The following is a 14298-nucleotide window of genomic DNA, read 5'->3' on the forward strand; positions in this document are numbered from 1 at the left end:
GGTATGGATGCGATTAACTTACCTATACGATTTGGAGCAATTCCTGGTGCTTCACCATCTCCATATAGGTACCGCAGCGAGTCATTAACACGTCATGTGTACCGGAATCGATGACGGTCCCCTGTTCCATCACATAGATGATATCGGCGGACGCGATGGATTCCAACTTATGTGTGGAGATCAACACGGTTTTATTCTTCATGATTCGGTATATCGTAGACAACACTTGTTCTTCCGTGTTTCGATCAAGCGCTGACGTTGGCTCATCAAGGATTAATATGTCCGGTTTCTTAATAATTGCACGGGCAATAGCCACTCGCTGCCGCTGCCCACCAGACAACTGAAAGCCTTGATTATCCAGCTTTGTGTACATACCGTCAGGTAAATTGTCTACGAATGATTTCAAATCTACTTCGCACAAAGCCTCGTACACCTCGTCTTCTGTCGCGTCGAGCTTACCGAGTCTCACATTGTCGAACAGCATCCCTTTGAATAAAAAGGATTCCTGTGAAACAAAGCTGATTTGACGAGATATCGCTTGGCGCGACCACCCTGCCAGCGTATTGTGACCGATACGGACATCTCCGGCGTCAACAGGCATAAATCCCTGCAAGGTTTTAAATAAAGTGGATTTCCCGGAACCGCTTCTTCCAACAAAAGCGGCAACCTGGCCTCTGGTTACCTCTATCGTAACCCCTTTCAGAATAGAGACCCCTTCATAGGAAACATACAAGTCCCGACACGAAATAAAGGGTTGTCTTTCTTCCACATAAGGGCTGATCTTTACAACTTCCAGAGCTGCAGCTGTTTGTAAGGCGGAATCACGAGCACTAGGCATCTCAGGCTCGCTTTTGCTTAAGCTGACATGAGCCTCAGTCGGGGTATGGAGGAATTCTTCGATCCGGGACATGGACGCTTCGCTTCCAAGTAAATCGCTGATCAAATAATTCATATTCTGGATGGGATTCAAAACAGCCTGAATGTACTGTACAGCCGCTACCATCATGCCAACCGTGAAGACGCCAGCCATCACCTGACCGCTGCCAAACCCATAAAGCAGAGCGACAGTTATCGCGATGACCAAGGAACCGGTTCGACCGGAAAGCTGTCGGAACATCCCCTCACGAATGCTTACTCTAACAAGATCCTTATATATCAATTCATTGCGCTGTTCCTCCCATTCTTCCAAACCATAAGTCCTTATTTCACGAGAACCTTGAATACTCTCGAATAAATAAGTGCCTATTTCTTCGTTATGGGTGCGGAGCCTGTTGACTGCGTCCTTGATCGGTCGTCGGTATAAGCGGGGAATTCCCATAACAAATGGTATGCTGCACAGGGCAACAAGTCCCAACCGCCAGTCCATTATAAAAATAATTACAAGTGACACTAACATTTGTAGCCATTGTCTGGTTAATTCAACGGCAAGAACATTTATGAATTTGGACGTCGTAGAGGTGTCTATTCCCATCAGCGCCATGTATTTTCCAACACCGTTTTTTTCAATTTCCGTTAAAGGAATTTGGCGAATATGCCGCAGCACCGTACTTCGTAAATCAAGCGTGTTGCGTGCCTCCAAGTAGCGAAAGATGCTGAAACCGATCACGGTTAACACAGCGGACACGATAGTTATCGCAAGCGATGAGCCCAGTATGGGCACTAACCAATCGACTTGTTTGCCGATGAGTACCTTATCAATAAAACGGGAAATCAGGAACGGTTGCAGCAAATCGAAAAGTAAACACAACATGGTCAACGAAAAAGCTAAACCCGTTAACCACCATCGAGGATTAACATAACGAATCAAACGAATGTACATCTTAAGGCTGTTCATCGGCGCAACACCTCGCCAGCCGCTGTAGCAGAGCTGCTTCGCCATTCTCTAAAGGCTTGGAGTAGCTCTTTTCGCACCGCCAGCTCTAACTTGTGAAGAATTTTGCCCTTCGCCGCAAATAATGTTAAATCAACAGGCTTATTCTGAATTTGATATCGTGTCAATGTCAACATCAGACTTTCCCATCCCTTAATCAACTCTGCAATCGTAGAAGTCGTCCTGGCATGTTCGTTTCCTAAGACTTCGGATACATATTGCAAAGCGTAATGATAGCCGCCGTATCGTTTGGCAATAACCCCCACTTCCTGAATGGAGGCAAAAAACGCCTTGGGCACATAACCGCCGTTCCTTTCGACCGAGGTACGAACAAAATTTTCTACCTCAACCAATAATCTGCCCGGTAATAATTGTATTTCGGATTCAAACAGTTGGAAGATCGTTTGTTCATCTGCCCCTCGGAGAGCGCTAGTATCGATCGTCAATCCTTTGCCGAATTTTTTGAAGCCGAATGACTCCCATAACTCCTGATGTGAAATACAGCCTTCCCAACCGAAATAAGGATCTTTAATCCGCCATTCCTGTTCCTCACGCTGTTTAACGATCACATAATGCGGAGTATGCTTGGAGCGATACTGATTTGAGTAAGACAGGTAAAATAAATCGACTAAAATAATCGAAGCTTTTCCCGTATTTCTGCCTTGCATAAGATTCGTCAATATAGAAAAATTTTCATATTTCCCGATAGTTTCATCATACCAATGCTCGCAGGAGTTGCCGTAAAGCATGGCAAACTTACTGTTCCAATCCTTGGGATCCACCGAATCGCTAGAATAAAAAATCCCGTTCTCATTCGCCTCGAAATAAGCATCCCATACGCCAACATAAAGCGGTCGGAAATCAAATCGGCCATCCTCCTCAAGAATCGAGGCATAGCAGTCCAACAAACAGTGAACTTGACCGATCTTTTTCACAAACTCACACCTAATTTTTGATTGATTTGTTCACCGATCACCTTCAGCGTTGCGAAATTCTCCGTCAACAGCTCATCGTCATCAAAAGCAATTTCGTAATTCAGCTCAATTTCCACAATCAGTTTAATGATTCGTACAGAATCCATTCCCGCTTGCTGAATGAGCTGATCATCTTCAAGTTCCTGCTCCAGCGCTGGATTCTCAGTTAAGTTTGCAATCGTTTTACGCAAAAACCCCATAATTTCTTGTTCTTTTGTTAGCTGGATCAAATGGACAAACCACCTTTATTGTTTGTTTAGTGTAAAAAACGCCTTGATTTCGTTGGCAATCATCGTCACTTCTTCTTCCGTCAGCGCAATATGCACAGGCAGCGACAAAATCTCGCTCGCATAAGCCTCCGCATGCGGGAAAGATCCAGCAGCATACGCAAGAAACGAGTAAGCTGACGTAAGATGAACGGGAGTCGGATACTGTACCGCTGTTAAAATACCTTTTTTCTGCAAATGTTTCTTAAGCGCTTCCCTTTGTCCGTTTTTCGCTCGAATTACGTAGAGATGATATACATGACGGCTATCATACAGCCCCTTCTGAACAAAAACATCATGGATATCCTGTAAATGCGTTTCATACCAATCCGCAATGGCACGCCGCTTATCAGACCATTCATCCAGATAAGGCAGCTTCAATTGCAAAGCACTCGCTTGAAGCGAATCCAAGCGACTGTTAAATCCAGGGATATCGTGCTGATAACGAACTTCCCCGCCATGACTCCTTAGTTTGCGCAGCTTGGTCAGCAGCTCGGGCGAGGAAGAAACGATCATCCCCCCATCTCCTAAAGCGCCCAAATTTTTGTCCGGATAAAAGCTGAAACACCCCATAATCCCCCAGCTACCGGCTGCTTTCCCATCTAAGCTGGCTCCAGCAGCCTGCGCACAATCCTCTACAATTTGAATTCCGTTCTCTTCTGCCCACGGCAACCATTCGCGAAGGTCAACCATTTGTCCATACAGATGTACGGGAATAACTGCTTTCGTTCGAGGGGTTACACTTGCTTTCACCTGCTCAAAGTCGATCAGATAGGAGTCGTCGCAATCGACAAGAACGGGCCTTGCTCCTGTCTGATGGATCGCGCCGACAGTAGCAATAAACGTGTTCGTTACCGTTATGACCTCATCTCCGGGTCCTATCCCTAGTGCCTTCAGCGCTAAGAACAGAGCATCCGTCCCATTGCCGACTCCAACCGCTCCCTCTACTCCCGAATAAGCTGCGAAGGAGGATTCGAATTTAGAGACAATAGGCCCACTGACAAATATGCCGCTATGGGCGATTTGTGTTACTGATTGAAGCCACTCCTCACGTATAATATTAAATTCATACTGTGGGGCCGAGAACAGGATTCCCATGTGCCAACTCCTTATTTTGCTGCGAACGACCGCGTATTTTATCCAGAACCTTCATCGTTTCAATGGCTTCTTCCAGTGTAATAGCCAGCTTGCCGCCATTCAGAATGCAATCGGCAAAGGAAGAATAAATGGGAAGTACGCCTGACTTCGCCTGCCCCTCCAGCTTCAACTCACGGATCGGCTTGCCTTTCTCATAGAGAAAAGCCTCACGATCTGACATAATTTGCAGCGTAGCCTGATCTCCTCCAATTATCCAGAGCGGCGATGGCACATTGGAGGCAAAATTAATGTCCATTGACATTATCACTTGCTGTTCGGTGCTCATCGTCGCATGAACATAATCATCGACTTCGCCCTGCTGCCAGCGCAAATTGTTCATGCTCGCATGGATCTCCACACACGACCCGAGGCCTAAGTTCAACAATTGATCGATAAGATGGACGCCCCAGTCGAGCAAAGCGCCTCCCCCATAAGCTTTCTCATTTCGCCAGGCCTGATGAAAGGACTTCACGCCGAAAGCGGCACCGGAGCCGAACGTGTGATATCGCCGTTCAACGAAGAGGATATCCCCCAAAGTACCTTCAGCAACTATTTGCTTAGCCAGTAAAAAATCACTGTCGAATCTCCGATTATGAAACACCGTGACGCTTTTTCCCTCTTGATCCGCAATCGCCTTCAAATGAATCGCCTCTGCGGCATCTAGGGTTACAGGCTTTTCTATTATCACATGCTTGCCATAGCGCAACGCTTGTGCCGCAATCTGATAATGGCTGTTGGGAGGCGTTGCAATCAAAACAGCATCAATCTGAGAATCAAGCAGCTCCTCTAACTCTGAGTAGATGGGAAACCCACGTTTAGCGGCAAGAGCCAGACGTTGGGGCGTTACATCAAAGATCCCGCATACTTCGATTTCAGGCAATTGTTTCAGCAACGGGAGATGAATCAGCTCTGCGATTCTACCGAATCCAATAATGCCTAGCTTTACTGTATCTATCATCGCTTATACCGCAGCTTGATGAAGACTCATAATGAATTCAACCAAAGAACCTACCGTAAGGAATGTTTCCGGCTCGACGCCGACTTCAGGCACAACGACATGAAACACCTCTTCAATATAGACAACCAATTGAAGCACCATGATCGAATCGATGTTCAAATCTTCGTACAACCTGTCCGAATCTTGCAACCGTTCTGGTACTCCCTCAAGTTCCAAATTTTCCACCATTACCGTTCTCAATTCTTTCATAATCTCTAATTTTTGCAAATCCATTATGATCTCTCCTGTTCCTGTAATAGTTTTCGACTTACTTTGCCTGAAGGCATCTTCGGAATTTCAGCTACCACCTCAATGACGCTTGGCACTTTAAAGGCAGGGAGCTGGTGCATACACCATGAACGAACGTCTTGCGCTTCGATAGGTGAAGCTGCAACTACTAGCGCCCTGACGGCTTCTCCCCATATCTTATGATCCGTCTTTACAACGACAGTTTCACGGATACCCGGCATACGTCCGATCACCGCTTCCACCTCGGATGGAATGACCTTCAAGCCGGATACATTAATTAGATCGTCCAGCCTTCCATACATTTGCAGAAGACCAGTCTCCGAGTTCATACGTCCTAGATCCTTTGTAGCGATAACTTTCGGGCCGCCGCCTAAAGTCACCATAATCTCTCCCTTCCCATCCTCAGCCTCGTGATCATTGGGACGAATTGATATCTCAAGGTGACCTAGGGGCTTGCCTACGTCAGTGTGCGAGGACGGATGCTTGCTAACGGAGATGCAGCCGATTTCTGTGCAGCCGTATTGCTGCCAAACTTCATCCGATTGGACCTTCATACGGTTCAACAGCGTCTCGGATGGTGGCGAGCCTGATATGACCACCTTATGGCAACCAACCTTGCCTATCCCCAGAGCATCCAGTACATTGTAAATAAAGGGCACAGTGTAGACGATAGGGTCTTTGGTCGTTTTAATCATATGCAGGGCAAACTTTGGATTTTTATCCTGCACAATCGTTGGCTGGATTCCTCTTGCCCATGAAGCGAGCGTTCCTGTAATGAGGCCAAACGAGTGCGACACGGGTACGAGAATAACTGGCTGCTCATAGGGCATTTCGCCAAACAAGCGATTGTAATGTTCGATCTCTTGATCGACCAGCTTCCAGGAACGGGCTATCAATGTGGGAGCTCCGTCGTACCCGAGCTGTATTGAAGAATTGAAGGTTCATAGGAAATCGATGAAGCACAAATAGCAACAGCCGTCTCCCAATTCTCAAACAGCAGATACGAGCACTCGCCTTTTCTGGCGATTTCCCTGGCCGTTTCGAACGGAGTGTCGGCATGCATCAACAGCACGGAACCTCCGCGTTCCCGAAGGTATATCACAGCTCCCAGTAACTCAAAGCATGCTTCAGACAAAGCGCATACCGTTTCCCTTCCGGATTTCGATAGGGCTCCATTTGTCCCATCTGATCGAACAATAATCTGAACTCATCTTTGTCGTATTTCCGACTGTCAATTGTAAGCATCTTCTACCACCTCTTAACAAATAAAGCAGATAATGATACATTGGTTACAGAATAATCATATACACTTGGAATCTATTTCTATTTTACTTAATAGAGATTCCAAGTAACAATCATCAATTATTAAGAAAATAGAGGGTTCTTCAGATGTTGGTAAATGAGAAATCCATTATGATGCTGCAATTTGAGAAAACGCTTCCTGCGCAATTTATTGAATTTCATTCCTCTATTCAGGAAGAAGATAGCCCGAATTTCCAATTAATTTGGCCTGCGGTTACAAGCGATCAAGAAGTCACCCATGTGTCCATCGTTGCGCCCCATGTACGCATTCGGCTAGAGGACTTTTCCTGCCAGCATTACTGCATACGCTTTCAATCCGCCTTTCTGGAAGCTGCTTGCGGCATCATGCCAAGGACAAATGTGTTGCGAATACTGGCCTCCTCTAATGCCCAAAACACCTTATCCCTGCTGTTCTCCTTGGTTAACCAGTTTAACAAGCAATGGCATGTAAGCATTTCTTGCGCAATTACTTCCTTACTCGGTGAACTGCTCGACCAACTTCCCGAGAAACAGAAAACAGAGCCGGCCTTGCCAAAGAAAAGTCAATCCGATGGGTTAAAAAGCGCTCGGGCAATTCTCTACGCAACCCGATATATGAAAAAGCATATGAGCAATCCTCAGCTATCCTTACAGAATATAGCGAATGCGATTGGCTATAATTCCAATTACTTTTGTCAGGAATTCAGCAAAATTTTTTCAGTATCGCCTATTCGGTTCTTAAATCATTTACGTGTCCATCGCACGTTACAACTATTGGAGCAATCGGAATTGAGCGTGAACACGATCTGTTCATTAGTCGGATTTACCAATCCAAGCCGGTTATCAAGCATGGTGAAAGCCGCTTCCGGCATGACTCCTCTAAAATTTCGACGTTCCAAGAAAATGCAATCCATTTAGAGAAGAAGGAGACTATCAATGTCAACCGTATTGTTTTTGAATGGGCCGGCTAGCGGTCACGTTTATCCTACTTTAGGTGTAGTAGAGGAGTTAATAGCGGAGGGGGAACAAGTTGTTTACGTATCTGGGGAGGAGTTTCGAGACAAGCTTGAGCGGATTGGAGCGACGTTTGTCTCCTATGAGAATTTTCTCCATCAAGACGATCCTTTTCATACCAATAAGCATTATTTATCGTTAGTTATCAAAATATTATCTTCCTACGATACCATTCTCCCCTGTATATATGAGCTGGCCGAGCAATACTCTTTCGATTACATCATCCATGACTCCATGTACGGATGCGGCAATGTTGCAGCCGATTGGCTGTGTATTCCCAACATCGCGACCTGCACTTCATTTGTCCTTGCGGAACGATTGCTCAATGACAACTCAGGGAATCGAACGAAGTTAAAAGATAACCTGCTGCTCATGAAAGAATTCTCCACGCTATCGAAGCGAATTTGGAGCACTTACCGTATCGGACGAAAAGTAGACATTAACGATATATTTTTTAATGAGGGGAAACTGAACCTCGTGTTTACATCGGAGTATTTCCAGCCGCAAAGCGAGACCTTAGAATCTCATTACCAATTCGTTGGACCTATTCTGACAGACCGCTATGACCCCCCCCTTTCACTGAAGCGAAAAGAGCAGCAGAAGCTGATCTATATCTCGATGGGCACCATGTTTAACGATGTGAAAGCATTCTATCAGCAGTGCTTTGAAGCGTTCGCTTCCTTGGATATCCATGTTGTTCTATCGGTAGGTAAACGAATCGACATTAAGGAACTTCGAGACATCCCGGATAACTTCACGGTCCTTCCGTTTGTTTCACAATTGCAAATCCTCAAGGAAGCCGATTTATTTATCACCCATGGAGGAATGAACAGCGTTAACGAAGCGTTATACTACGGGGTTCCCTTACTCGTCATCCCCATGGCTGCCGATCAGCCTATTGTGGCCGGTCGCGTTGCCGAGCTGGGTGCAGGCAAGCAATTGGATAGAGACGCCTTGACAGCCGATTTGCTGTATGAGTCCGTGAAAGAACTGTTGCATGCAGAAGCATATCGGACGAATAGCTCGAGAATTGGAACCAGCTTGCGGGTAGCCGGAGGGAAAAAGAAAGCGTTGGAGCATATTCTGGCATTCAAACGGTCTCATGGGATCACAAACTAATGTTTACTAATCATATGCATAGCCTCGATACCCTTCAACGTCTGTTCTGCAATGTAAACGTTTTGAAACCAAGCATCTGTTTTGTGATACAATAAACCCATATTATGGGAAAATATTTATTGAAAAATAAGGTCGAGGTGATATAATTTTAAAAACACTTGGAATTGCATTGCCGTTTAGATTTGTTCAGAAAGTCCTATACTTTACTTAGAAAGTTGTGGTGACATCCAAAATGAATAAATTAATTCTCCCAGTTAACCAGCCATACATTGCAGTGATGCCTGAGCACGCTCATGTGTTTGCAATTCTTGGCGATTACGAGGCTTTTAAGCCTTGGTGTCTGAGCAATTTCATTCAAGTATTTAATAATGGACTTGAAGCCAAGAGTTTAATTAGATTTTATGATGACCACCGTTTATTGACTTTTTGCCCCTGGATTCAAGGTCAGTTGCTAAATAAACTTTCTGTTGAGTACTGGCATAGTCATATTATTCATTTTTTGAAAGATTGTATCGACCAAGGTTATTATGTCGTTGCCCTCTTGGATAGTCTCTTTATTAAAAGTTTTAAAGGAATTACGGGAAATCGTCCTCATCTAACCATGATTTATGGCTATGATTTGATGGAAAAAACCTTTTATATTGCGGATTTTTTCGAACATAAATATGAATTCTCACATGCAACATTTGAAGAAATCGAACAAGCTTATACAAGCATAGAATATGATCAGAAAAGTCATTACACAGCCAATATTATTCTTATGACGAAGAGACAAGCCTCTAACTACTCATTTGATATTCAAAATGTAACCACTTTACTTATGGATTACCTAGATTCCAAAAATACATCACGCTTTTTTTCCATGTATTCAAATAATTTGAATCCCGCAAAGTTTGGTGTAAGCACTTATAATAATTTACTTTCTCTCATAGACACTAGTATTGATTCTAATTATTCATATATAGATAGACGTCCATTTCAATTACTAAGTGAACACAAACACCTTATGCAAATTCGCACTAATTACTTGATAGAGAATGGATATATGGATAGAAATGATAAACTCAGCGAAGAGTTATCACTGATTATCAATGAGTGTTTAATCATTCGAAATTTAATACTAAAATATAATATGACAAAATCACAAAAAATCCTTGAGTCTATAAAACCAAGAATCATGAATGTGATACAAACCGAGAAGTATGCACTTGAACAATTAATAGATCAAATAAAAAGAAATAACTACATTGACGTATAGATTATTTATCTAACAACCAAAGCACAATCCATATAGATTTAATAGGAGCGTGTTGCGGAACGATCTTGAACAGATCGCTGCTGTGCAGCAGCTAATTGAATTGCTCCCGCCCGAAAAGGCCAGTCTGCTAAGGCAAACTAGCCTTTTTTCTTAATCAACTATAGATTTGCTCTTTTCGCAACTTTTCTTTCCGCACTGTGAATCCGTAACGCGGTCTATTTTATGATTCCCTTATCCTTCAAAAAATCATGCGCCACTTTTTGCTCTTTTAAACCTTCCGAATCTACTTTGGCATTAAGCTCCTGCATGGTTCCCTCATCAAGTTTATCTTGGAGTTTGTTCAATGCTTGAGCAATTTGCGGATATTTCGTCAGAATGTCCTGACGCACCAACGGCCCGGCATGATAGGGGGGGAAAAAGGATTTGTCATCTTCCAATACGGTTAAGTTGTTCAATTTGATTTGACCGTCCGTGGAATAAGCATCAATGACATCCACACTATTGTCTGTCAAAGATCGATACATAATGCCATGATCCATGCCTTTTACATTTTTAAAAGCCATGTCATACACTTTTTCTAATCCGGGATATCCATCTGGACGATCCAAAAATTCGAATTCGCTGCCTAGAATAAGTTGATTCGATACTTTAGCAAGATCAGAAAACGTTTTCAGCTGATACTTATCTACCGTTTCTTTTTTCACCGCTAAGGTATACGTATTATTAAAGCCAAATGGTTCGCCGAAAACAAGATGATCTTTTTTCAACAATTCCTTTGTTTTTTGCAGCGTTTCTTCGGCATTACCTGTCTTCTCCTGATAGTAATTGGAAACGATGGTTCCTGTATATTCCGGATACATTTGAATATCGTTGCTCAAAAGAGCCTTCCATGCCACGTTAGAGCCGCCCAAATTAAGTTTGCGTTCCACTTTAAGATCGGTTTGATCCTCAATGACATCTGCCATCAAATGAGCCAAAATGATATTTTCAGTATAGTTTTTGGATCCTATCGTAATCGATTCTTTCTTGTTAGCTGAGCTGCATCCATTCATTACAATAGCTAAAATACCTACGATACTTACAATGAGTATGTGTTTGATTTTCATTTTTCCTCCGCTGATTTGAAATTATATTTTTAAACCTCTGGGCGTCGTCAACTTCTCCAGCCCTCCCAGCAAATAATCAAGTACAATCGCCAGTAGAGCGGCAGGCACAGCACCTATAAGTATTAAGGCATCAATATTTCTTTGAATACCGATAAAAATGAAATCCCCGAGCCCTCCTGCTCCAATAAAAGCTGCTAAGGTCGCTGTACCCACATTGATGACTGTCGCCGTCCGAATGCCGGCCATGATGACACTTAGCGCCAAAGGAATCTCGATTTTGAACAGGATTTGCCCATTTTTCATCCCCATTCCTTTCGCCGCTTCGATCAAAACTTTATCCACATCCTGAATGCCCGTATACGTATTCCTGACGATGGGTAACAAGGAATAAAGAAACAAAGCGGCTACCGCTGTTTTCATTCCAATTCCAAACAATGGAATCATAAAGCCCAGCAGGGCTATCCCGGGAATGGTTTGCAAGATTCCCGTTCCTCCCAAAACCCAATTTTTCAAGAAGGGTAACCGCGTCACGGTAATTCCCAATGGAACACCTACCGCGATAGCAAGTGCCATCGAAATGAGTACAAGTTCCATATGCTGAACCGAGGCAACCCCTAAATCTTCCCAACGCATCGAAAATTGCGCTATCAACTGTTCCCATAACGTTTGTTTCATAAGTTCTCCTTTCTTCCTGCCCAATGATCAGCGAATGCGGTTAGCAAGCTTGACCTTGTTACAACACCAATAATTTTATTGTTTTGCCCCACGACTGGGATGACACCATACTTAGCATCTGTGATGGCGATTAACGCATCTTTGGCAGTTGCTGTTTCCTCTAAATAAGGAACGGCTGGCTGACTGATTTCCTGAATGGATTGAATGTCCTCCATGTTCATTTGCAGATCATAAGCAGAAACAATGCCCTTCAATACCCCTTTGTCATCGCCAATAATCAACGTATCCGTCCGCCGCTGTCTCATAAAGGTTAGCGCTCTGGCTGGTGAAAGCGATGGAATCGCAGTCGCCGGGTTCTCTCTCATAATATCTTTAACGGAAATAAGCTCAGGATTTTGGTAAATACGATTCTTTCCAATGAATGTCTCTACAAAACCATGTGCAGGCTCTTTTAGCAGCTTATCCGCTGTGTCCAGTTGCAATAAGGAACCGTCTTTCAGCACGGCAATTCGATCGCCTAACTTCAAAGCCTCATCCATATCGTGGGTAACAAATACGATGGTTTTGTTGACCGTCTTTTGAAGTCTAATCAGTTCATCCTGTAGCTGTTCTCTCGTCAGCGGATCCAAAGCCCCAAAAGGTTCATCCATGAGCACGATTTCCGGATCGGCTGCCAAAGCGCGGGCAACACCAACCCTTTGTTGTTGTCCCCCAGACAATTCTCGGGGATATCGTCCGGCAAACAGACTCGGTTCAAGACCGATCATATGCAGTAATTCATGCACGCGATCCTTCTTCTTCGCTGCCTTCCAGCCTTTCAAATGCGGGATCAGAGCAATATTCTCTTCAATCGTATAATGTGGGAAAAGTCCTGCTTGCTGAATCACATAACCGATATTTCGGCGCAGCTCAACCGGATTCGCTTTTGTGATGTCTTGTCCGTTAATCGTTATCGTGCCTTCAGTATGCGGCATTAATCGATTAATCATTTTCATCGTTGTCGTTTTACCACAGCCGCTTGGACCTATGAAAACAATGAATTCTCCCTTTGCTATTTCGAAATCCATTGATTTTACCGCTTGATATCCGTTCGGATACGTTTTACCGACTTGTTCAAATTTAATCATATTAACCTCCTACTGAACTTATTGAAGTCCCTACTATAACAAAGATGAACACAACTGACAACCCTATACATACATTAAAGTTGTATGTTACTATTTGTATCACACAATGATGAAGCCCTATTTTATTAAGGAAATTAATTATACTAATGAAGCACAAAAAAGCCTGTTGAAGAATATCAACAGACTGAAATGAACATAATAAGGTCGCTTTTTCTATGATTCGTTTTCTACATCATTGTTAATAAAAGAATGGGTTCGTTGATAAGTCTGACCATCACCAACTACAACCAGAATGTCATGTTCTCTAAGAATAACATGAGGTCCAGGGGAAATACCTACCTCTGTGCCTCGGCGTAATGCAACAATCGTTGCACCTGTATTTTGCCAAAATTGAAGCTCGGAAATGGTTTTCCCCACAACATGAGAGAATTCATTTACCTTTATTTCTACTGGATTGTAGATCTTCAGATTTTGAAGACGGTCTGAATAATTAATAATTTCATTAAGAATCATGTCAAATTTATGATCCATCTTCTTCTTTTCATCTAGCAATATTTCTAATTCTTGTTTAAGCGAATAAACGGACTTCAAGTAGTTGTTTTTTGTTATATAGTCATATGCCTTTTGATCAGATAAAACAATGATTTCTTTGCCTTGTGAGACAGAAACAATGTTTTCATCCTTTAGCAGACCAATAGCTTTGCGAATTGTTTCAGGTGAAACATGATATTGGCTAGCCAATAGGGAGCGTCCTGAAATTTTTCTTTGTATGGAAAATTCACCACTTACAATCCTTTGAGCAATATCTAGCGCTATAGATTTATAACCAGAAACTTCTTGCATGTTTTATTCCCCTGCCCTTTTTGATATAAGCAACTTCAATCACTTGCAAACACTTACATTATATCAAATTTTCCACCCAAGTATGCAGGCAAGAAAGACCACACAAGACGTTTTCATACTGAAATAAAACAAAGGAGCCTCTGAAGGTACGATAACGTTTTATTTGGACTGGATAGCGGGAATGACTTTGCTCGTTTTTTGATATTCAGACGGAGTAAGGCTCGTGCACTTTTTGAATAGCTGACTGAAATATTTGGAATCCTCGTAACCGACACGTGCACCGACCTCCGTTACGCTTAGAGTTCCGGTCTCCAGCAATTGTTTCGCCGTTTCCATCCGGATTCCTATGAGATAGTCCATGTAATTCATTCCCAATTCCGCT

The 14298-nt window shown here is 43.3% G+C and carries 17 protein-coding genes; 3 read left to right on the top strand and 14 right to left on the bottom strand.

All coding sequences use genetic code 11. The features are described 5' to 3' along the window. Positions 1 to 22: 22 nt before the first annotated feature. Genes FU659_RS08145 through FU659_RS35245 form a run of 9 tightly spaced genes read right to left on the bottom strand, consistent with a single transcriptional unit; the run spans position 23 to position 6738 of the window. Positions 23 to 1834: an ABC transporter ATP-binding protein gene (locus tag FU659_RS08145; protein ID WP_222708502.1), complete on the bottom strand. Its 1812-nt coding sequence runs from the start codon at positions 1832 to 1834 to the stop codon at positions 23 to 25. Further along, positions 1831 to 2805, bottom strand: coding sequence for a DUF6005 family protein (locus FU659_RS08150; protein WP_147947109.1), 975 nt, complete (start codon positions 2803 to 2805; stop codon positions 1831 to 1833). Before FU659_RS08150 ends, FU659_RS08145 begins: the two co-directional genes overlap by 4 nt. Further along, positions 2802 to 3074, bottom strand: coding sequence for a phosphopantetheine-binding protein (locus FU659_RS08155; RefSeq protein ID WP_147947110.1), 273 nt, complete (start codon positions 3072 to 3074; stop codon positions 2802 to 2804). The genes FU659_RS08150 and FU659_RS08155 overlap by 4 nt, the downstream gene beginning before the upstream one ends. A gap of 15 nt (positions 3075 to 3089) precedes the next feature. After that, a complete protein-coding gene (locus FU659_RS08160) occupies positions 3090 to 4208 on the bottom strand; it encodes a DegT/DnrJ/EryC1/StrS family aminotransferase (RefSeq protein WP_147947111.1) in 1119 nt (372 codons plus the stop codon). Then, on the bottom strand, positions 4177 to 5205 hold the full coding sequence (locus FU659_RS08165) for a Gfo/Idh/MocA family protein (protein WP_147947112.1): 1029 nt from the start codon (positions 5203 to 5205) through the stop codon (positions 4177 to 4179). Before FU659_RS08165 ends, FU659_RS08160 begins: the two co-directional genes overlap by 32 nt. Positions 5206 to 5208: 3 nt before the next feature. After that, positions 5209 to 5478 (bottom strand): phosphopantetheine-binding protein, encoded by a 270-nt coding sequence (locus FU659_RS08170; protein WP_261807685.1) that lies wholly within the window; start codon positions 5476 to 5478, stop codon positions 5209 to 5211. Next, complete coding sequence (locus tag FU659_RS08175; RefSeq protein WP_147947113.1) at positions 5478 to 6389, bottom strand: AMP-binding enzyme; 912 nt, start codon at positions 6387 to 6389, stop codon at positions 5478 to 5480. Before FU659_RS08175 ends, FU659_RS08170 begins: the two co-directional genes overlap by 1 nt. Further along, entirely contained in the window at positions 6386 to 6559 is a 174-nt protein-coding gene (locus FU659_RS35240) for a hypothetical protein (RefSeq protein WP_222708503.1), read from the bottom strand. Before FU659_RS35240 ends, FU659_RS08175 begins: the two co-directional genes overlap by 4 nt. 32 nt (positions 6560 to 6591) lie before the next feature. Then, a complete protein-coding gene (locus FU659_RS35245; protein WP_187273990.1) occupies positions 6592 to 6738 on the bottom strand; it encodes a hypothetical protein in 147 nt (48 codons plus the stop codon). Between the two features lie 144 nt (positions 6739 to 6882). Here FU659_RS35245 and FU659_RS08180 point away from each other — a divergent pair, with 144 nt between their 5' ends. From FU659_RS08180 to FU659_RS08190, 3 genes are all read left to right on the top strand, one after another. Further along, the gene (locus FU659_RS08180; RefSeq protein WP_147947114.1) at positions 6883 to 7692 is read left to right on the top strand and encodes a helix-turn-helix domain-containing protein; all 810 of its coding nucleotides are present in this window, start codon (positions 6883 to 6885) and stop codon (positions 7690 to 7692) included. A gap of 18 nt (positions 7693 to 7710) precedes the next feature. Further along, positions 7711 to 8907 (top strand): macrolide family glycosyltransferase, encoded by a 1197-nt coding sequence (locus FU659_RS08185; RefSeq protein ID WP_147947115.1) that lies wholly within the window; start codon positions 7711 to 7713, stop codon positions 8905 to 8907. A gap of 232 nt (positions 8908 to 9139) precedes the next feature. Continuing rightward, positions 9140 to 10165, top strand: coding sequence for a cysteine peptidase family C39 domain-containing protein (locus FU659_RS08190; RefSeq protein ID WP_147947116.1), 1026 nt, complete (start codon positions 9140 to 9142; stop codon positions 10163 to 10165). Between the two features lie 215 nt (positions 10166 to 10380). On the opposite strand, the gene FU659_RS08195 is transcribed toward FU659_RS08190, so the two are convergent. The 5 genes from FU659_RS08195 to FU659_RS08215 form a co-directional block, all read right to left on the bottom strand. Beyond that, positions 10381 to 11271 carry a glycine betaine ABC transporter substrate-binding protein gene (locus tag FU659_RS08195; RefSeq protein ID WP_147947117.1) on the bottom strand — a complete coding sequence of 297 codons (891 nt, stop codon included), beginning with the start codon at positions 11269 to 11271 and terminating at the stop codon, positions 10381 to 10383. A gap of 21 nt (positions 11272 to 11292) precedes the next feature. Further along, a complete protein-coding gene (locus tag FU659_RS08200) occupies positions 11293 to 11946 on the bottom strand; it encodes an ABC transporter permease (RefSeq protein WP_147947118.1) in 654 nt (217 codons plus the stop codon). Then, on the bottom strand, positions 11943 to 13073 hold the full coding sequence (locus FU659_RS08205) for an ABC transporter ATP-binding protein (protein ID WP_147947119.1): 1131 nt from the start codon (positions 13071 to 13073) through the stop codon (positions 11943 to 11945). The genes FU659_RS08200 and FU659_RS08205 overlap by 4 nt, the downstream gene beginning before the upstream one ends. A gap of 213 nt (positions 13074 to 13286) precedes the next feature. Further along, on the bottom strand, positions 13287 to 13916 hold the full coding sequence (locus tag FU659_RS08210) for a GntR family transcriptional regulator (protein WP_147947120.1): 630 nt from the start codon (positions 13914 to 13916) through the stop codon (positions 13287 to 13289). 159 nt (positions 13917 to 14075) lie between these two features. Further along, a complete protein-coding gene (locus FU659_RS08215; protein WP_261807686.1) occupies positions 14076 to 14276 on the bottom strand; it encodes a helix-turn-helix domain-containing protein in 201 nt (66 codons plus the stop codon). Between the last annotated feature and the right edge of the window lie 22 nt (positions 14277 to 14298).

This window comes from Paenibacillus sp. N3.4, from assembly GCF_008017805.1.
Taxonomy (GTDB): domain Bacteria; phylum Bacillota; class Bacilli; order Paenibacillales; family NBRC-103111; genus Paenibacillus_E.